20 protein-coding genes are annotated in these 18,193 nt (G+C 57.8%); 13 read left to right on the top strand and 7 right to left on the bottom strand.

Translation table 11 applies throughout. The features are described from left to right. Positions 1–19: 19 nt before the first annotated feature. From hisG to GSQ91_RS12220, 3 genes are all read right to left on the bottom strand, one after another. The gene (gene hisG, locus GSQ91_RS12210) at positions 20–895 is read right to left on the bottom strand and encodes an ATP phosphoribosyltransferase (RefSeq protein ID WP_158821815.1); all 876 of its coding nucleotides are present in this window, start codon (positions 893–895) and stop codon (positions 20–22) included. A 77-nt stretch (positions 896–972) separates the two neighbouring features. Continuing rightward, entirely contained in the window at positions 973–1,314 is a 342-nt protein-coding gene (gene hisI / locus GSQ91_RS12215) for a phosphoribosyl-AMP cyclohydrolase (RefSeq protein WP_158821816.1), read from the bottom strand. A gap of 373 nt (positions 1,315–1,687) precedes the next feature. Beyond that, on the bottom strand, positions 1,688–2,083 hold the full coding sequence (locus GSQ91_RS12220; RefSeq protein WP_158821817.1) for a nuclear transport factor 2 family protein: 396 nt from the start codon (positions 2,081–2,083) through the stop codon (positions 1,688–1,690). A gap of 284 nt (positions 2,084–2,367) precedes the next feature. Between GSQ91_RS12220 and GSQ91_RS12225 the strand changes: the two genes are divergently transcribed. Beyond that, positions 2,368–2,829, top strand: a complete 462-nt coding sequence (locus GSQ91_RS12225) for a hypothetical protein (protein WP_216845201.1) — start codon at positions 2,368–2,370, stop codon at positions 2,827–2,829. 3 nt (positions 2,830–2,832) lie between these two features. On the opposite strand, the gene GSQ91_RS12230 is transcribed toward GSQ91_RS12225, so the two are convergent. Continuing rightward, positions 2,833–3,468, bottom strand: coding sequence for a carbonic anhydrase (locus GSQ91_RS12230; protein ID WP_158821819.1), 636 nt, complete (start codon positions 3,466–3,468; stop codon positions 2,833–2,835). Positions 3,469–3,613: 145 nt separating this feature from the next. Continuing rightward, positions 3,614–4,219, bottom strand: a complete 606-nt coding sequence (locus tag GSQ91_RS12235; protein ID WP_158821820.1) for a thioredoxin family protein — start codon at positions 4,217–4,219, stop codon at positions 3,614–3,616. Positions 4,220–4,520: 301 nt separating this feature from the next. Between GSQ91_RS12235 and GSQ91_RS12240 the strand changes: the two genes are divergently transcribed. Together GSQ91_RS12240 and GSQ91_RS12245 are read left to right on the top strand one after the other, a co-directional pair. Further along, positions 4,521–7,745 carry a S53 family peptidase gene (locus GSQ91_RS12240; protein ID WP_158821821.1) on the top strand — a complete coding sequence of 1,075 codons (3,225 nt, stop codon included), beginning with the start codon at positions 4,521–4,523 and terminating at the stop codon, positions 7,743–7,745. Positions 7,746–7,829: 84 nt separating this feature from the next. After that, positions 7,830–8,321 (top strand): HNH endonuclease, encoded by a 492-nt coding sequence (locus GSQ91_RS12245; protein ID WP_158821822.1) that lies wholly within the window; start codon positions 7,830–7,832, stop codon positions 8,319–8,321. 166 nt (positions 8,322–8,487) lie between these two features. Here GSQ91_RS12245 and GSQ91_RS12250 read toward each other — a convergent pair whose 3' ends face one another. Together GSQ91_RS12250 and GSQ91_RS12255 are read right to left on the bottom strand one after the other, a co-directional pair. Then, positions 8,488–9,024 (bottom strand): polymer-forming cytoskeletal protein, encoded by a 537-nt coding sequence (locus GSQ91_RS12250; protein WP_158821823.1) that lies wholly within the window; start codon positions 9,022–9,024, stop codon positions 8,488–8,490. 289 nt (positions 9,025–9,313) lie between these two features. After that, positions 9,314–10,042, bottom strand: coding sequence for a hypothetical protein (locus GSQ91_RS12255; protein ID WP_254064527.1), 729 nt, complete (start codon positions 10,040–10,042; stop codon positions 9,314–9,316). 83 nt (positions 10,043–10,125) lie between these two features. On the opposite strand from GSQ91_RS12255, the gene GSQ91_RS12260 reads away from it, so the two are divergent. From GSQ91_RS12260 to GSQ91_RS12305, 10 genes are all read left to right on the top strand, one after another. Further along, positions 10,126–10,512 (top strand): VOC family protein, encoded by a 387-nt coding sequence (locus tag GSQ91_RS12260; protein WP_158821824.1) that lies wholly within the window; start codon positions 10,126–10,128, stop codon positions 10,510–10,512. 128 nt (positions 10,513–10,640) lie between these two features. Next, on the top strand, positions 10,641–12,443 hold the full coding sequence (locus GSQ91_RS12265; RefSeq protein ID WP_158821825.1) for an ankyrin repeat domain-containing protein: 1,803 nt from the start codon (positions 10,641–10,643) through the stop codon (positions 12,441–12,443). Between the two features lie 308 nt (positions 12,444–12,751). Then, positions 12,752–12,970: a translation initiation factor IF-1 gene (gene infA / locus GSQ91_RS12270; RefSeq protein WP_014264250.1), complete on the top strand. Its 219-nt coding sequence runs from the start codon at positions 12,752–12,754 to the stop codon at positions 12,968–12,970. A 92-nt stretch (positions 12,971–13,062) separates the two neighbouring features. After that, complete coding sequence (gene rpmJ, locus GSQ91_RS12275; protein ID WP_013581269.1) at positions 13,063–13,176, top strand: 50S ribosomal protein L36; 114 nt, start codon at positions 13,063–13,065, stop codon at positions 13,174–13,176. Between the two features lie 178 nt (positions 13,177–13,354). Next, a complete protein-coding gene (rpsM, locus tag GSQ91_RS12280) occupies positions 13,355–13,735 on the top strand; it encodes a 30S ribosomal protein S13 (protein ID WP_158821826.1) in 381 nt (126 codons plus the stop codon). Positions 13,736–13,738: 3 nt separating this feature from the next. Further along, positions 13,739–14,164, top strand: a complete 426-nt coding sequence (gene rpsK / locus GSQ91_RS12285; protein WP_158821827.1) for a 30S ribosomal protein S11 — start codon at positions 13,739–13,741, stop codon at positions 14,162–14,164. Positions 14,165–14,319: 155 nt separating this feature from the next. After that, a complete protein-coding gene (rpsD, locus tag GSQ91_RS12290; protein ID WP_158821828.1) occupies positions 14,320–14,952 on the top strand; it encodes a 30S ribosomal protein S4 in 633 nt (210 codons plus the stop codon). A 138-nt stretch (positions 14,953–15,090) separates the two neighbouring features. Continuing rightward, the gene (locus tag GSQ91_RS12295; RefSeq protein ID WP_158821829.1) at positions 15,091–16,167 is read left to right on the top strand and encodes a DNA-directed RNA polymerase subunit alpha; all 1,077 of its coding nucleotides are present in this window, start codon (positions 15,091–15,093) and stop codon (positions 16,165–16,167) included. 162 nt (positions 16,168–16,329) lie between these two features. Beyond that, positions 16,330–16,809, top strand: a complete 480-nt coding sequence (gene rplQ / locus GSQ91_RS12300; protein WP_158821830.1) for a 50S ribosomal protein L17 — start codon at positions 16,330–16,332, stop codon at positions 16,807–16,809. Positions 16,810–16,964: 155 nt separating this feature from the next. Beyond that, positions 16,965–18,122, top strand: coding sequence for an acyltransferase (locus GSQ91_RS12305; RefSeq protein WP_158821831.1), 1,158 nt, complete (start codon positions 16,965–16,967; stop codon positions 18,120–18,122). Positions 18,123–18,193: the final 71 nt, after the last annotated feature.

Genomic DNA, 18,193 nt, shown 5'->3' on the forward strand with positions numbered 1-18,193 from the left:
CGCAGGCGGGAGCCCTGTACTACAACACAACCTTGCTCAGCGGATACTCGACAATCCCTGTGCCGCCGGCAGCCTTCAACTTCGGAATCACATCGCGCACGAGTGAGTGATCGAGAATCGTGTTCAGCGCGACCCATTCGGGATCCTGCAGATGCGAGATCGTCGGCGAATTCAGTGCCGGCAGTACGCCCAGTACTTTGTCGAGATCGGCTCGGCGCACGTTCAACATCAGGCCGACCTGGATCTGCGCGGCCATCGCACCGTTTAACATCAGCGAGAGGGTCTCGATCTTCGTGCGCTTCCACGGATCGGTCCAGGCTGCCTTGTTGGCGATGAGCTGCGTCTCGGACTCCATCAGGGTTTCGAGGATACGCAGACGGTTCGCACGCAGGGAGCTGCCGGTCTCGGTCACTTCGACGATGGCGTCGGCCAGCGTCGGCGGCTTCACCTCGGTCGCGCCCCAGCTGAACTCCACCGTTACAGGGATATTCTTCTCCGCGAAGTAGCGCTTGGTGAACTCCACCAGCTCGGTCGCGATGGTCTTGCCCGCCAGGTCCTCGGGCTTCTGAAAGGGTGAGTCCTCAGGCACGGCGAGCACCCACTTCACACGCGTGCGGGACTGCTTGGAGTAGGTGAGCGACGTAACGCGTTCGACGTCGGATTGGTTCTCGAGCACCCAGTCGTTACCGGTCAATCCGGCATCCAGCGCACCATGTTCGACGTAGCGGGCCATCTCCTGGGCACGCACCAGCATGCACTCGATCTCCGTGTCGTCGATGGTTGGGAAGTAGCTGCGGCCACTGGCATAGATGTGCCAGCCCGCCTGTTCGAACAGCGCAATCGTAGCGTCCTGCAGGCTGCCCTTCGGAATTCCAAGCTTCAATTTATTGCTCATGTCGATTCTTCGCCTTCGCTTTTGCTCTTGCCGTTGTTTTTCTTACTGTCATTCCCGCAGGGAATCTGCTTCTGCTTTTACTTCTCGCCCAGGCCGAGTGGCTTGGTGAAGCAGCTCACCGTGCCTTCGTGGCACACCAGCCCATCGCCTTCGACCTCGACGCGGAACAGTAGCGCGTCATTGTCGCAGTCGGTTGCGGCTGAAACCACGCGCAGCCGATTGCCGCTGGTTTCACCCTTCATCCACAGCTTCGAACGTGTACGTGACCAGAAGGTTACGAAACCCGTCTCCGTAGTCTTTTGATAGCTCTCTTCGTTAAGGAAGCCGAGCATGAGCACTTCGCCGGTCTTCGCGTCCTGGACAATGCCCGCGACCAGGCCGCCGGCTTTCTCGAAATCGATCTCTGTTGCTGTCGTCATCTTTCCAAATCCTCTTATTGATCGGCTGAAGCTACCTGTCTTCTACCCGGTTGAAGCTAAATATCGCCGCGCAGCAAAAAGCCCGCTCGCGATGTGCGCGTCAGCGGGCCTGTCGTTGATCCTGTTGTGCGTTCTTGCTACTTCGCCGCACCGGACACAGCCGCCAACACGCTTTGCGCATGATGATGGTGGTGGCCACGATGGTGCAGAAGAACGGTCATTGCTTTCTACGGTATCCGTGGCGCTCGCGGATGTCAATGAAGGATTATAGGCGGAGTAGGGTAGGTTAGATCCGGAGAGAGCTGTAATTGCCGGGAAAGACTGCTATTTTGACTGAAATATAGAGCTAGTGGTCAATTCCCGGATTGCCCAGTCAGGATCGATGTGCGAATGCGGCAGACGGACCAGCGATAGAATCTGCCTCATTTCCAAGGTCCATGGCTGCGATGAGACCGCTCTTCACACTGAATACGTGGAGAACTTCGCTATCCGAAAGAACATCCCCTTGAAGACTCTTGACGAGCTGGTGCACCCTGACGCGGATATTGTCTCCATCTTCCTCGGTCATCGCAAGCGGTACGACGTACGGATCGAACTCACCCCATTGTCGAGTCCAGTAGGCGCGGATCTCTTCCTTTCCGACGACCTTGCCGCCCTCCGAAGCCTTGGGCCAGCTCACGTCTTGCGTCATCAGTGCTAATGCACCGTCGATATCCCGCTTGTTGAATGCGGAGTACGCCTGCTCAATAAGGGTCTTGGTGTCTGCCATTCATCCTCCTGCAACGCTTGCCATGCACTCGGCTCTCATTATCCGGCCAGTACCTATTATCGCCAACGAGCTTCAGCAAAAGGAAGGGCGAAGCGGCGGACCATCTCATTAACGCGTTTTTGTTACGAAGCTTTCGAATGACCAGCGATCCGGAAACTAACTCGATGCCAATACTTGCCAGGATGCATCACATCTATGCCACGCAAACTATCCTGTTGCCTTGCCGGGGCCATAACGCTCCAAAGGCTTTGATGGGAAGTTTTTCGCATCTTTGGAGACCCTGATTGATGCTCAACTCACGGTTACTCACCGATCTTGGAGTCATTGCACTGGCAGGCCTGACCTGCGGTGTATTGGATATCACCTGCACGCTAACGCTGAGTAAGCTCAATGGGATTGCTCCAATGCGTCTGCTGCAGGCTGTCGCCAGTGGCCTGTTGGGTCCGAAATCTTTTACGGGCGGCGCTAATACGGCGGCTCTGGGCCTGGGATTTCATTTCCTTATCGCGTTTACGGTGGCTGGTGCGTACTTTGCTGCGAGCCGGAAGTTAAGCGTTCTCAACGAACATGCTGTGCTTTGCGGCCTTCTCTATGGCATCGCTGTGCACCTGTTCATGAGCTTCGTCGTTTTGCCGCTGTCAGCTCTTAAACGTCCGTTTTCGATCAAGGCCTTTGCGACTCAACTGGTCGTTCATATGTTCTTTGTTGGCTTGCCCATCTCGCTCGTCGTTCGCCATTTCGCGTAAAGGCTACTTCTCCACCAAAGCAAATGTCCGCTGCCCGTCCTCGGCAATCGATACCTGCCCTTTGCCGATGTCGTACAGCCAGCCCGAAACGGTCAACTCGCCCATCGCCATCGCACCGGCGACGGAGGGGTGTGTCTTCAGGTGCTGGAGCTGTAGCAGAACGTTCTCTTCTGTGAGGACAGAGATCAACTCCCGCCGCGACTCGGATTTAGTGTGCAGCGTCTCCGCCACAGAGAGGGCCGCCCGCGCATTCGTCAGCCAGCTCGTGACTGTGGGCATGTCCTTGGTGCTGTCCGGCTGGAGCAGAGCCTTCATGGCTCCGCAGTCGGTGTGGCCGCACACGACAATGTGCTGCACGCGCAGAGACTTCACCGCAAACTCGATCACGGCACTTACGCCGCCGAGCATCTCCCCGTACGCCGGTACCAGGTTGCCGATGTTGCGGGTCACGAAGACCTCGCCCATGCCCGACTGAGTGATCTCGATAGGGTCGACCCGCGAATCGGCGCACGCAATGAACAGAGTGTGCGGCCGTTGCGCCTCGATCGCGGCGCGCGCATGCAGATGGGCCTGGTCCGGATAGACCTCCGTCCGAAACCGGCGCACACCATTCTTCAGTTGTTCCAGTACTTCGTCCATGTAGCCGCCTGTAATTGTTTTAGTGCTGTAGCAAATTGGGTGGCAGGAAGGTTGTCAGTTCTCAGTTGTCAGTTCTCAGTGTTTTACCTGACAACTGAGAACTGACAACTGACCACCTGTCCCCCTATCGTTTCACGTGGCCGCGCTAGCTTTCCCGCCACTTGATATTGCAGCCGATGCTGCTGATCTGGTTGGTGTCGGGGCGCTTACCTTTGACGACCGCATCCAGCGCCGCGCGCAGGTCTTTGCCGGTCACCGGAGTGTCGTTGCCGAAGTCTCCACGTCGTGGCCGGCTGTCGTCGAGCTGCCCGCGATAGACGAGTTTCAAATCCGCGTCGAAGATGAAGAAATCAGGTGTGCAGGCAGCCTCGTAGGAGCGGGCGACCTCCTGGGTCTCATCCAGCAGGTAAGGGAAGTTCCAGCCCTGGAGCGCTGCCTGCTCGCGCATGGGCTCGGGGCCGTCCTGGGGATACTCGGTGAGGTCATTGGATTGGATGGCGGCAATGGCGATCGGTCCTTCGCCATTCTTGCCAAAGTAGTCATGGCCGATCCGGCCCAGCTCCGCTTCTACATGCTTTACGTAGGGGCAATGCACGCAGACGAACATCACCAGCAGTCCGCGCCGGCTCTCCGAGCCGGCAGTGGCGAAGATGTCGTCACTGCTCAGAGCTTTGCCGCTGACCACATCCACCAGTTCGAAGGCCGGGGCTATTGTCCCCAGCTGCACCATCGTCGATTCCGTTCTGGACATTTGCTGTTCTCCACTACCCATCATAGCGGCCACGCCCAGGGGGCTTTCGAGAAGAGAGGCATCTCCAATCTGAATGTTGATCTTATGTTCATGGGATCGCCCTCTCGCGTCAGATAAATCTGGCCGAGGTTGCGCTAAAGCTCTTATAATCACGGCATAATTCGTGCTTTACAAAAAGGTGGTGTGTAGACAGGTCTGAACAAGGCAGGTAACAATACTTCCGCGTTCATGCCACAACGCACACACAAAAACCAATGAACCCTGGATTTCTCAAAATTCATTTCGTTCGTCAGAGGCCCTTATGTCGCTAACTCGCCGCTCCGGTGTTCGTATCCCGCTATTCTTGGCCGTCCTTGTCTCAACGTTATGCCTGCCTCTGGCGGCTCAGAGTGCCTCAGGCTCCGCAGCTGCTGCACTGCAGCCCATCCCACAGGCCAACCGAGTGTCGGCACAAGCCAACTTTTCGCAGCAGACCCAACTCACTGGACACCTTCCGGGCTGGGTGACGGCGGACCGCCAGACGGCTGCTGCGGTCGATCTCAGCGCTCCGATGCATATCTCCATCGTGCTGCGCCGCGATCCTACGGTGCAGGTGGCGTTTGAGAAACTGCTGGCCAACCAGCAGAATCCAGCCTCGTCGCTCTACCATCATTGGTTGACGCCGCAACAGATAGGCGACCTCTACGGGCCAACATCCTCGGATGTTGCCGCGGTAACCGGCTGGCTGGGAGCGCAAGGGCTTAGTGTCGACTCGGTCGCGCCTAGCCGAGTCATCCTCTCGGTATCTGGCAGCACGGCCAAGGTGGCCAGTGCTTTCCGCACCAGCTTCGCCTACTTCAACCTTGCTGGCAAGCAGCGCTTCTCCGCCACTACCGAGCCTTTCATCCCCTCGGCACTGATGCCGGTCATCAACTCCATCCACGGCCTCACCGAGGTTCCCCTTGAACCCCATAGCCATGGGACTGCGGCGAAGCGTCCCGTCTCTAGTTCGGGGGCCCCGCACCCGCAACTAACCATTACCAACAATGGCGTCACTTCGTACTTCGTTACGCCGAACGATTTCGCTGTCATCTATGACATCCAAAGCGTCTATAGCGGCGGCAATACCGGGGCGACTATCGGCTCCAAGGCGCAGCATATCGCCATCGTCGGACTCTCGCGCGTTGTGGCGACCGACATCTCCGAGTACGAGTCCACTACCGGCCTTCCCAGTGTGCAGCCCAACGAGATTGTTCCCCCGACTGGTGTCGACCCTCTAATTACAAATAACGGCGATCAGGATGAGGCGACCCTGGATGTTGACCGCGTGATTGGTACTGCTCCCGGTGCCGTACCCGACCTCATCGTAAGCACACAGGCGAGTGGAGGCATCGCACTCGATGCAGAGTACAACGTCGACACGCTGCTCGATCCAGTCATGACGATCTCCTTCGGTAGCTGTGAGCTCAACGCTGGCACGAGCGATGTCAAATACTGGGACAGTCTCTTTTCTACGGCTGCAGGGGAGGGCATCTCGGTCTTCGTCTCCTCGGACGATTCTGGTGCAGCAGGCTGCGAAACCGGTAACGCCACTCCTACTGGGACGCAGGTGTTGAGCATCAACTCCATATGCTCCAGTACATATGCCACTTGCGTCGGAGGTACGGAGTTCAACGATACCTCCAACCCCTCCAAATATTGGTCCACGACCAATAGCTCGACCGGTGAGTCCGCGCTATCCTACATTCCCGAAGGCGGGTGGAACGAGCCCACGACCACCAACAGCAGCAATCAGACTATCTACATTGACTCCGCAAGCGGCGGCGGCATCAGCACCATCATCACAAAGCCGACTTGGCAGATTGGGACCGGCGTGCCAAACGACGGCTACCGCGACGTGCCGGACGTAGCTCTCTCGGCCTCGAGTCACGATGGATACTATGCCTGTCTTGCTTATGCGGGTGGCGACTGCTCGAATGGCTACTTTGAGTACTTTTCCGGCACCTCGGCGTCAGCGCCGGGCATGGCGGGCATCACCGCCTTGTTGAATACCAAGGCTGGCTCTTCGCAAGGCAATCTTAACCCGCTGCTCTACAAGTTGGCTGCTTCCACCCCTGGGGCCTTTCATGATGCGACCGTCTCCACATCGGGAGTTACCGGCTGCACTAAGGCAACACCATCCATGTGCAACAACAGCACGCCAAGCGCCACCGGCCTGACTGGAGGCCTTGCCGGGTATCTACTTACTACCGGCTACGATCAAGTCACCGGCCTCGGCTCACTCGATGTTGCAAACTTCCTGACGGCTGCGGCAACGACATCTGCGGCCACGTTCACCGTTACGCCCGCAACGACAGCTATCTCACTGGTGTCAGGTGCGACCACAGGAAACACCGACACCATCACACTGGCCTCGGTAAACTCCTTCGCTGGCGCAGTGGCTCTCACCTGCACGGCGACTAACGCCAGTGGCGCGGCAGCGGGTACCTGCTCTCTGGCACCTACATCGGCTACGCTCGCTTCTGGCGGCACAGGAACCAGCGTGCTTACCATCAATACGACATCTGGCACGAGTGGTGTTCTCAACGTAATCGTTACCGGCACCAGCGGAACGACTGTCGTTACCTCGTCGACCATCGTCGTTACGGTGACGGCGCCGCTCGTGGCTTCGTTCACGCTGACGCCTGCCGCCTCAACCATTACATTGACTGCTGGAGCAACAACGGGCAACACGGACACCATCACACTGGCTTCCGTGAACAACTTCGCTGGCGCTGTCGCCCTGACTTGCTCGGTTGCGAACGCCAGCGGCACAGCGGCGGGCACCTGCTCTCTGGCACCCACTTCGTCTACGCTCGCTTCGGGTGGTACTGGAACCAGCGTGCTTACCATCAACACGACGGCCAGCACGAGTGGTTCCCTCGACGTAACGGTTACTGGCACCAACGGAACGACTGTCATTACCTCGTCGACCATCGTTGTTACGGTGACGGCGCCTCCAACTGCGGCCTTTACATTCAGCACGCCTTCCCCGCTCAGTTTTACCTCCGGAGCTACCACTGGTAACTCCGATACGCTCACCCTCACCTCTACCAATAGTTTTGCCGGTTCCGTTGCGCTTACCTGCTCGATCACAACAAGTTCCGCTGCGTTCCAGCCAACTTGCTCCGCTGCGCCGACGAGTGTTTCGCTCACAGCAGGTGGTACAAACACCTCGACGATCGCTATTGGGTCGACGACGGCCCAGGCGAACGCAACATCGGTGCAAGCGAAACTCGAGCGGCATTGGGGCTTGAGTGGCGGGGCCTTCCTCGCTATGCTGCTGTTTGTTCCATCGTTGCGCCGTCGCAAGGCCCTCCGCTCGTTGGCTGCGTTTGCGGTGATGCTGGTAGGGCTCGCAGCACTCTCTGGGTGTGGTGGCGGATCGACGTCCACATCGAAGAGCAGCGCCGGAACGTATACCGTAACGGTGACGGGAATCGGTACGAGTGCTGGCACCACGACTGCCTCGACGGCGTCCACCACCTTCACGGTGACGATTAACTAACTCGCAACCAGTCCCAACAAAAGACCCTCGCCACAGCGAGGGTCTTTTGCTTTGTCCGGGCACGTGGGTATTCTTAAATCACCGATGTCCACGCTGCCCTCGCGAATTCTCTCCGAAGCTGGCCACGCGCACCGCACCGCTCTGCCGGTGGGACCGAATGGTCTGCCGCTCTGCCGCTGGTGCCAGCTGGAGATCCTCGCGCGCCGCCGCCGCACCTTCTGCTCGGAGTACTGCGTGCATCAGTGGCGACTCCGGTCGGACCCGGGCTATCTGCGCGATCAGGTCTTCGCTCGTGATCGCGGTATCTGCACGGCTTGCGGTACCGACACCGTTGCCGCATACGCTACCCTCAAGCGCAGTCGTGGCAAGGCTCGGGCTGAGGCCCTCGCTCTATGGGGACTCAAGACCGTCCAGGCGCGACGATCCCTCTGGGACGCAGACCACGTCCTGCCTGTCGCCGAGGGCGGAGGGCAGTGCGACCTCGACAACATCCGCACGCTTTGCCTGCCCTGTCATCGCGAAGCCACGGCAGATCTTCGTCTGCGATTACGTGGCGGCCAAGGGAAAAATCTTTAACGCAGAGGGCGCGGAGGTTTCGCGGAGGTCGCCATGACATCCGTGGCACTTCTGCGTCCTCTACGCTAAAAGCCCCTTCCAGGGCGACCGCTTCAGCTTGTGTATTCCAGACGCAACAAAGCCCCAGCCGAAGCCGGGGCTTTGTTGTGTAACAAAAACGAAGACACTAGCTTTCGGTTGTTCCGGCAGGCTCGAGTGTGGCCTGTGTGGGAGAGGAAGAGGACGCTGTTCCGTTCTTTACCTCGGAGCCGGGCTTGCGGATGTCGATGCCGCCCTTGAAGAAGGCGCCATCCTCGATGGAGATGCGTGCCGCGATGACATCGCCGGTCAGCGATCCTTCGCTGCGGATGTCCACGCGATCGGAGGCCTGGCAGTTGCCGCGCACCTTGCCGAGTACAACGATCTCGCGCGCCGAGATGTTCGCCGCGACCTGTCCGTTGCGGCCGACGGTGACGCGATTGCCGGGGAGGGTGATCGTGCCTTCGACCTTACCGTCGATGTAAAGCGACTCCGAGCCTGAGAGCTCGCCCTTTATGACAAGGCTTTTGCCGATCGTGGCTTGTTCGCCGACAGGGATTGCGCCCGCGGCGGCTGGTGTTGAGGGACGTCCAGCTTCAAACGTTGTTCCGCCGGTAGGCGCCGTCGGACGTACCGGTTCCGGGGTTGAAGGTGTTGAGCTGCCGGTCTGGTTCGGTTTCCACATGATGTATTGCTTCCTTTCCTCGTTCCGGAGGGGATCTTTCGCAGGCTGGATACGTTGCGCTTCGTTGTGCGTATCACAGCGTTTGCCCGTGCTTCGTCCACGATACTACTTTGTCAACCCGTCTGACCTGTGGAGTTCCGCCCAAATCTTCATTAAAAGCTCCTTTACAGTAAACCCCCACAATGTTTTTCGTGTGCTACGCGCGTAGCGAAAAGTGCAAGTTACTTTTCCAAGGCTCAACGCATCTTAGTCGCTACGAATTTGCCATAGGAGCGTGCCGGTTTCTGCCTTATTCCTCGGTGGCTTCGCCTTCCTCTACCAGCGAGCTCAGGCCGACGACATCAAACGTCATCGCCTGGCCGCCGGTCGGCTGGATGGTTGCGCGCATCGGCGTCCGTTGCCACTTCGCGGTGGCACACACTGGATGCGGTGCGTTGGCCTGCGGCCACGTCCCGATCACCTTCTGCACAATGGCTTTACGCGCGCCGAGTTCGGCGACGACAGCTACCAGGCCGCCATTCCTGACCGTGGTTGCGATGCCGCAGTAGGCCGCATAGTCGCGAAACCACACCGCCTCGGACACCTCCGGATCGAACGCGGGCAGATGCAGCGCGGTGATGTGGCCGGTGATGCGATCGACCATCAGCCAGGGGCCGGGTTGCCAGGTCCATCGCGGTGCCTCGCCGGGCAGGGAATCGTTGATGCGCAGGGCTCTCCGCACCACAAACGACCGGTCGGTGACATCGTGGATCTCGCCGACTGTCCACTCCTTCTGTGTGGTATCGACCAGCAGGGGCCGCACTCGCAGCGTGGTGGCTTCCTCGCTCTTGTTGTCGGGGTTTGCCTCGGGCGGGGTGTAGGGCACGCGCCGGGAAGGGCCAAGCGTGACGGTATGGACCTTGGGTGCGGCCAGCGCGGCCGGAACGCATAAAAGAGCAAGCAGCGGCACAAGAGCCAGGCGGAAGGGTGTCTGCATGGCTTGCAGCCTAGCAGAAAGGCAAGAATCTGCGCTTGGCATCGGGCCGCGGATCAACTTGAAACCGCGATAGCCTGCTGGCAGGCTCTTATCCTGTCGTCTACCCTCTAACAAAAGGAATACCCATGATCTCCCCCAGATCGATTGACCACCTGGTCTTCCGCGTCTCAGATCTCGATAGGACGGAGCCGTTTTACACGGCGCTCCTTGGCCAACCCTCTCACCGGGCGGAAGACAGCCTTATGTACAGTGTGGGCGAAACTCGCCTATTTTTCACGACTTCGACGGAGCCTCGGGCCGGAACATACGACAAGGAAAAGATCGGGTTGAATCATATTGCCTTCGGTGTTCGCAGCCTCACCGAGCTTGAGGCAATTCGGGAGCAACTGGACAATGCCGGAATCTCTCACAGCGGAATAAGGCTGGACCACTATGGCCTGAAGGAATTCATCTGGTTAGATGATCCCGACGGCCAGCGAATCGAATTCTATCTGCGCCCCGAACAGGAATAATTGCCCCGCCTGTCCTCCACTTGAAGGCGCATCGCCTTCCCAGTCTGCAAGTAAATTCTCTTGCCAACGGAAGAGCCGGAGCAGCGTACTATGTGCTTTGCTCTTTCGATATTTTTCAGGAACATACGGTGCCTAATCTCCAGCTCACAAAGACTTCCACCATCATCAACTTTGTTTTATCGATTACGCTGCTGGCTCTCAGTCATAAGGTTTACGCCGCGCCGTTGTCATTGGACGGAATTCACTCTGACGCCGAACAATATGCAGTCTGGACAGCCCGCTTCACCGCGTGTGGAGGCTTCTTTCATGAAGATGAAGGGCTTCTGCTGCAGCAATACGACGAGCTGTTCATGGAAGGTGTTCGTCAGGATCTAGGGCGGCAACTGGGAAATGCGTCCCTGGACCTCGACGACGAGACATTAAAGTCGAATCCGGACGTGAACCGTTACATGGATGCGCTGACCGATCTGCTCAAGACAGATAAAGAAGCTGAGATGAAAAAGCAGACGGTTACGCCCGCTGCTTGTACCGCCATGATCCGGGCATTTACCGCCTATTATGAGCCGTTTGAAGAGCGAATCCTGCGGCCGGCGAGAGAGAAGCGTCTCGCGGAAGTGCGCGCCTATGCGCCTACCAAAAAGCTGATCGATGCGTTCACCCTGGCCCTTGGAGAAGGGGAAGACCTGCGTTCCGACGAGGATCTGGATAACCCTGAACCCTTACGCAAGCCGAACCGTGGGTCCAGCGATCTGGCGGCGGTTCACAAACTCTGGACCGAGCACCAGGAGCTGCACGACATCATCGCGAAGTCACAACCCACTATCTTCCGCGAAGCCGCCGCGTATACCGATGCCTCGGGATTGCAATTTCTGTTGACCAACGTATGCTCCATACCTCCCCAGGATTGTTCGATCAAGGAGGCGTTCGAATCCGCGCTCACCGCGGATCGGTATGACAACGCTGAATGGCTGGTAGATCACGCCGACAAGAGAGATGTAACCGAGCTATCTCTGAAGCTGCTGTTTATGGCGCAGCACGATCCTTCGATGCATGCTTCGTCAGGAAAGGATTACGATGTGCTCGCGTTGCCCGTTTTGGAGAGATTGTTTGCGGCCGGCCTGTCTGCAAATGCATCGGGCGAAAAAGGCAATCTGCTGTCCATCTCGCTGGAAAATAAGGAACCCAAGATCTCGGCTGCTTTGATTGCCCATGGTGCCAATATCAATGGCACTCTTGAAGATGGCACCTATGGCAAACGCCCATGGCTGACTGCTGCCGTGCAGAATGGCAATGTAGATCTCGTCAAGTTATTCCTGAAGGCCCCGGGTATTCGCCTCGACGATACGGATGGGGAGGGAAGAACCGCTCTTGAAGCTGCGATCTCCGACGATCAGCTTGAGATGGTCCAGGTTCTTCTTGACGCGGGTGCGAAGTTGCGCTCGGAGACCCCCAGAGAGATGCCTTCGCCTCTGCTGGCATCCGCAAAAAGCGCGGCCATGGTTCAACTCCTGATCAAGCGAGGCGCGAATCCGCGTTGGCTGGATGCAGACGGCAACATCCTGCTCGCCTACATGTACTACGACAACCATCTGAGCGACATCATTCCTGTGCTGGTCGCTGCGGGCATGCCTCTCAACCAGAAGAATAAGTATGGTTCGACCATCCTCAACTACGCAGACAAAGACGATGGATTCAAGGCGTTGGATGAACAGAGAAGCTTGTTGATCTCGTTGGGTGCACAAGCCGGAAAGCCTGATCACCGGGTTACCTTCTGGTATCAGGAAGGGGTTCAGCCCGTGGTCAATAAGCGGTACCGCATACGTCTTGCTAACGGGCGAGTGATAACAGGCAGGACCGACATCTTAGGCAAGGCCAGTTGGACTCCCGACGGGCAGAAATACCAAGCGGAAGGCGTCGATGATCCCTTGTGACGAATGTGGCCCACGTGGGATAAGGGATATAGCTGGATGACACCCTAAACCGACCCTGCGGGCGATATTCGCGCAATAAAGAGGACAGTGCTGGTGGCTATTGGCCGGGTTAAAGCTTTCTTATCTTCCACAAATCCCGGTTTTCCGGTAGACTCAAACATGGTGCGTGTCCCTTCCGCCGTCTCTGTCTGCCCATTTGGGGTTGGATGGGGGCACCAGAAGCCCACGAAACAGGTATAGGAGACCACGAAGAAAGATTCGTGGTTGCAACGAGATCGGGCCTTCACGGCCCAATCGAAGGAGAGCGTTTGTCGAAGGAAGATGCAATTGAAGTAATGGCGGTGGTTGTTGAAACCCTGCCAAATGCGCTTTTTAAGGTTGAGCTCGAAAACAAGCACCAGGTGCTTGCGCACGTCTCAGGCCGTATGCGCAAGAACTTCATCCGCATCCTCCCCGGCGACCGCGTAGCCATCGAACTCAGCCCCTACGATCTGAACCGCGGTCGCATCGTCTACCGCTACAAGTAACAACAGGTTGTCCGTTCTCAGTTGCCCGTTCTCAGGAACGGCAACGCACTTACTGAGATCTGACAACTGCCAACTGAGAACCGAGGATTCAAATGAAGGTCCGTGCATCAGTAAAGAAGATCTGCGACAAGTGCAAGGTAATCCACCGCCGCGGCGTCGTTCGCGTTATCTGCGAGAACGCCAAGCACAAGCAGCGCCAGGGCTAAAGGAAAACAAGCAGAATGTCTTTGCTTGTTGATCTTTAGTCTTTTACGCGGCCCCACCGGGCGAGTTAGCCGAAGTCAAGGCTTGCGATGAACCCGGAGGAGACAGCAATCAGGTCAGCCGCATAACCCCTAACCCCGCTCCCCAGCCACGCTGGAAGCTCAACCGAAAGGCACTCCAATGGCCCGTATTGCCGGCGTCGACCTGCCAGGAAACAAACAGGTTCGCATCGCCCTCACCTATATCTACGGCATCGGTGACCCCCGCGCTCTCCGTATTCTTACGGCCGCGGGCATCGATCCGTTCGTAAAGATGGCTACTCTCGACGAGGATCAGCTCAACGCCATCCGTCAGGTTATCGAGAAAGAAGGCGGCATTGAAGGCGACCTCCGCAAGGAGATCTCCCTCAACATCAAGCGCCTGATCGAAATCCAGTCCTACCGTGGCCTTCGCCACCGCCGCAGCCTCCCGGTTCGCGGTCAGCGCACTCACACCAACGCTCGTACCCGCAAAGGCCCCCGTAAGGGCACCGTTGCCGGCAAGAAGAAAGCGACCAAGTAAGCCATGGCAAAGACACAGAACAAGACAGCCGGCGCTGCAAAGGTCGGGAAGAACAAGAAGTTCAAGAAGCGCGAGCGGAAGAATGTTCCGTTTGGTCTGGTATTCATCCAGGCGAGCTTCAACAACACCATCGTCACCATCACCGACCAGACCGGCAACACGCTGAGCTGGAAGAGCTCCGGCTCGCTCGGCTTCCGCGGCTCCCGCAAGGGAACCCCGTTTGCCGCGCAGCAGGCAGCGGTCGGCGCCGCCAACGCGGCCCGCGACCACGGTCTGCGCTCGGTCGATGTGCGCGTTGCTGGCCCCGGCTCCGGCCGTGAGTCCGCGATCCGCGCTCTCGCTGCCGCAGGCATCGAGGTGCGTTCCATCCGCGACGTTACGCCGATGCCGCACAACGGCTGCCGTCCGCCGAAGCGCCGCCGCGTTTGAGGTATCAGGGATGAGAGTACAGAGATCAGCGATGTACGGCTGGTCTCTGACTCTGATCTCTCTTATCTGAGCTCTCTTTTCTGCAACAACAACCGGATCGCGACGAAGCGCTGCCAGCGTGTAAAGCGATCGACATCTGATTCAGGAGAATAAAAATGGCACGTTATACAGGACCCGTCTGCCGCCTCTGCCGCCGCGACGGAACCAAGCTCTTCCTCAAAGGACCCAAGTGTTTCACCGACAAGTGCCCCGTCGAGAAGCGTAACTTTCCCCCAGGCCAGCACGGTCAGTCCAAGAAGCAGAAGAAGGTTGTCGGCTACGGTCTGCAGCTTCGTGAGAAGCAGAAGGCCAAGCGCATCTACTTCACGCTCGAGACCCAGTTCCGCGCCTACTACGAGAAGGCTGCGAACAAGACCGGGGTTACCGGCGAACTCCTGCTCCAGCAGCTTGAGACCCGCCTCGACAACGTCGCCTACCGCCTCGGTTTCGCGCTTTCGCGCCGCCAGGCCCGTCAGGTCGTTCGTCACGGTCACGTGCAGGTAAACGGCCGCAAGGTCAATATCCCAAGCTTTCAGTGCAAGGTTGGTGACGAGATCGCCATCCGTGAGGGCTCCAAGAAGCTTGTTCTGCTCGAAGCCTCGCAGGACTTCCTCTCGGGTCAGAACCGTGTGACCTGGATCGATGCCAACCGCGAGAATCTGTCGGGCAAGGTCATCGCCCTGCCGAAGCGCGAGGACATCAACCTGCCCGTCAACGAGCAGCTCATCGTCGAACTTTACTCGAAGTAATCCACAAATCTGGGGTGCCCCACTCATCGCGCATTCTTGCAGGATGAGTGGGGAATTGCCTCAGACGTCTACAACAACAACCCGTCCCACCGTTAGCCCCGCAGAATGCTTCGCGGTGCAACGAAGAAAGGAACACCCATGCTTTGGAGAGGTTTTCAAAAGCCCAAGCGTCTCGCAGTCGACCAGGAGACACTGACCCCCACCTTTGGTAAGTTTTCCGCGCAGCCCTTTGAGCGCGGTTTCGGTACGACCATCGGCAACGCCCTGCGTCGCACCCTGTTGTCCTCGATTGAAGGTGCTGCTGTTACCGCCGTCAAGATCGAAGGCGTGCTGCACGAGTTCCAATCCATCGCCGGCGTTGTCGAAGACGCGACCGACATCATCCTGAACCTGAAGCAGATTCCGTTCAAGCTCAATGGCGATGGCCCCAAGACCCTGTATCTCCGCGCCGATGCAGCCGGTGTCGTCACCTCTGGTTCCATCGAGGCCGATTCCGATGTTGAGATCCTCGATCCCAGCGTCTACATCTGCACCATCAGCGAAGGCGGCCGCATCGACATGGAGATGCGCCTCAAGCGCGGCCGTGGCTATGTTTCGGCTGACAAGAACTTCGACAGCGACCTCGGCATCGGCTTCATTCCGGTCGATTCCGTCCACTCGCCTGTGCGTAAGGTCAACTACCTCGTCGAGGCTGCACGTCTCGGTCAGATCACCGACTACGACAAGCTCACGCTCGAGATCTGGACCAACGGAACGATTCTTCCGGCAGACGCTCTCGGCCTCTCGGCCAAGCTGCTGAAGGACCACATGACGATCTTCATCAACTTCGAGGAGGAGATGGAGGCCGGTGTTACTGGCGACCACGACGGCCCGCAGATTCGCAACGAGAACCTGAACCGTTCTGTTGAGGAGCTCGAGCTTTCGGTGCGCAGCTACAACTGCCTGAAGAATGCCAACATCGCGACCATCGGTGAGCTGATCCAGAAGACCGAAGCCGAGATGCTGAAGACCAAGAACTTCGGCCGCAAGAGCCTGAACGAGATCAAGGAAATCCTTGCTCAGATGGGTCTCTCGCTGGGCATGAAGATCGACGAGCAAGGCAACCCAGTTCCGGGCCCGACCTCGGTCCTTCCGGCAGCAACCCTCGCAGCCAGCTACGCTGGCTACGACGATGAGGACGACGACCTCGACCTCGACGAGCCAGAGAACTTCTAACTGTCCCGTAGTGCAGCGGAGGGACTAGTTTCCTCCGCTGCGCCACGAATCTAATTCGAAGCTGGCAACTCGCAGCTCGAAGCTGAATGCAAACCCCGCGCACTCTCTGCGCCGCAACCCGCAAGCCGGTCGACAGCACAAGCTGGACCGAAGGAGATTCAAATGCGTCATCGTAATGGCGGCTTTAAACTAGGCCGCAACACCAGCCATCGTCGCGCTCTTCTGCGCAACCTCGTCACCTCCATCATTCTGAACGACCGCGTTCACACCACCATTACGAAGGCCAAGGCAACGCGCCCCATCGTCGAGAAGATGATCACCCTCGGCAAGAACGGCAGCGTTCACTCCCGCCGCCAGGCGCTTGCTTACCTGATGACGCCGGAGTCGGTCGACCGCCTCTTCAGCATCGTCGCTCCACGCTACAGCACGCGACCGGGTGGCTACAGCCGCATCATCCGCACTGGCGTCCGCAAGGGTGACTCCTCCGAGATGGCCTTCATCGAGCTCCTCGGCGCCGAGCAGGAGCTCAGTGAGAAGGCCGAGAAGCGCTCCGAAGCCCGCGCTAAGAAGCGTGAAGAGCTGCAGAAGCAGCTCGAAGAGCAGGGTGCAGCCGATCAGGCCAACCCACCGGCCGGTCAGTAGACATTCCGCAGAATCTTTAAAAGAACAAGAGGCGCGCCCACGTGGCGCGCTTCTTGTTTTGTATCTCCTGATGTGTCTTGTCGTTTGCAGTTGGATCAAGACAGCCCTACGAAGGCCAATGGTATTCTTTTTCCTATAGATAAATGGGGACGCTGATGCAGCAAGCAAAGCCACTGACACGTCCCGGCTCCATGGTGCTTGATGTCATACGCTTCGGAGCAGCGATAGCGGTCGCGGTTGGTCATTTATCCAACCCGGGATTTTCTTCAGGCTGGCCTTATTCAAAACTCCTCAATGTTGCTACGTTAGCCGTCGCTGTATTCTTTGTTCTTTCTGGTTTCGTTATTCGACTGATCACCGCGGTGCGTCCTACCACCGCGCGTAACTATGCCCTGGATCGCATCTCGCGCCTGTACTCTATCGTTCTCCCTGCCCTGGTCTTTTCGGTCCTTGCAGCTCTCTGCCTGCACTTCTTCCCGACCGCTACCGTCCCGGCTTTTCCGTTCTCTAGGGCCGATGTAGTCCCCTTTTTCGCAAATCTTACCTTTACAGGTCAGATTTGGGGCCATGATCTTTTGATCAGAGATAACGCCGTCTTCTGGTCTCTCTGTTATGAGGCGCCCTTCTACGTGTTTTGGGGGCTGGGCTTTATCCCCCTTCGGTCATGGCGCTGGGCAGCCTATATCGGCTTTGCGCTCATTGTTGGCCCCCAGATACTCTTCATGCTGCCGCTATGGCTTCTAGGTTGCCTGGTCCATGACATCTATCAAAGGCTCCGCACCCAAAACAATGCGTTTCGAAATCTCTCCGCCGCTCTTGCGGTAACGAGCGTACTTATCGTTCTTCTCTGGCAGATTTCACAGCGTTACCGCCACTATCTTCATGGCATTGCGGTCAAGACAGGTCTTGTAAAGATTCAGCAGCAGTGGGAGATTGCGCATAGTCATCACATCCTCGTAAATGCCAGTACGCATTACTATCTGATTGGCGTTCCAACCGGAATCCTCATGTTGTGGCTTCTGTTACTGGTCGATCGCTGGCATCAAAGCTTCTCCCCCAGCGTGTCGATGGCCGTGCGCACGGTTGCTGATGGCACCTTCACGCTCTATCTTTTTCATCTGCCCCTATTTCTGTTGATCGTAGCCTACATCCCCTACGACCACGGGAGCACTCCGCAGAAAATACTCCTTCTTACGGTGGCTACTGCGCTCTGTGTTGCAGTCGCCGTTCCCCTGGACGCGCTCAAGCGCTGGATGCGCGCAAAACTCTCGATTCCGGGCGAGGCCTCCACTCAGGTCATTCAACGGAGTTGAGGGCGGGAACCCCAGATAGGGCTTTAAAACGAGAGAATAGCTGCACTGCGGTAAACTACGGGACAAAGCCT

The sequence above is a fragment of the Granulicella sp. S156 genome (assembly GCF_009766105.1).
Classification (GTDB): domain Bacteria; phylum Acidobacteriota; class Terriglobia; order Terriglobales; family Acidobacteriaceae; genus Granulicella.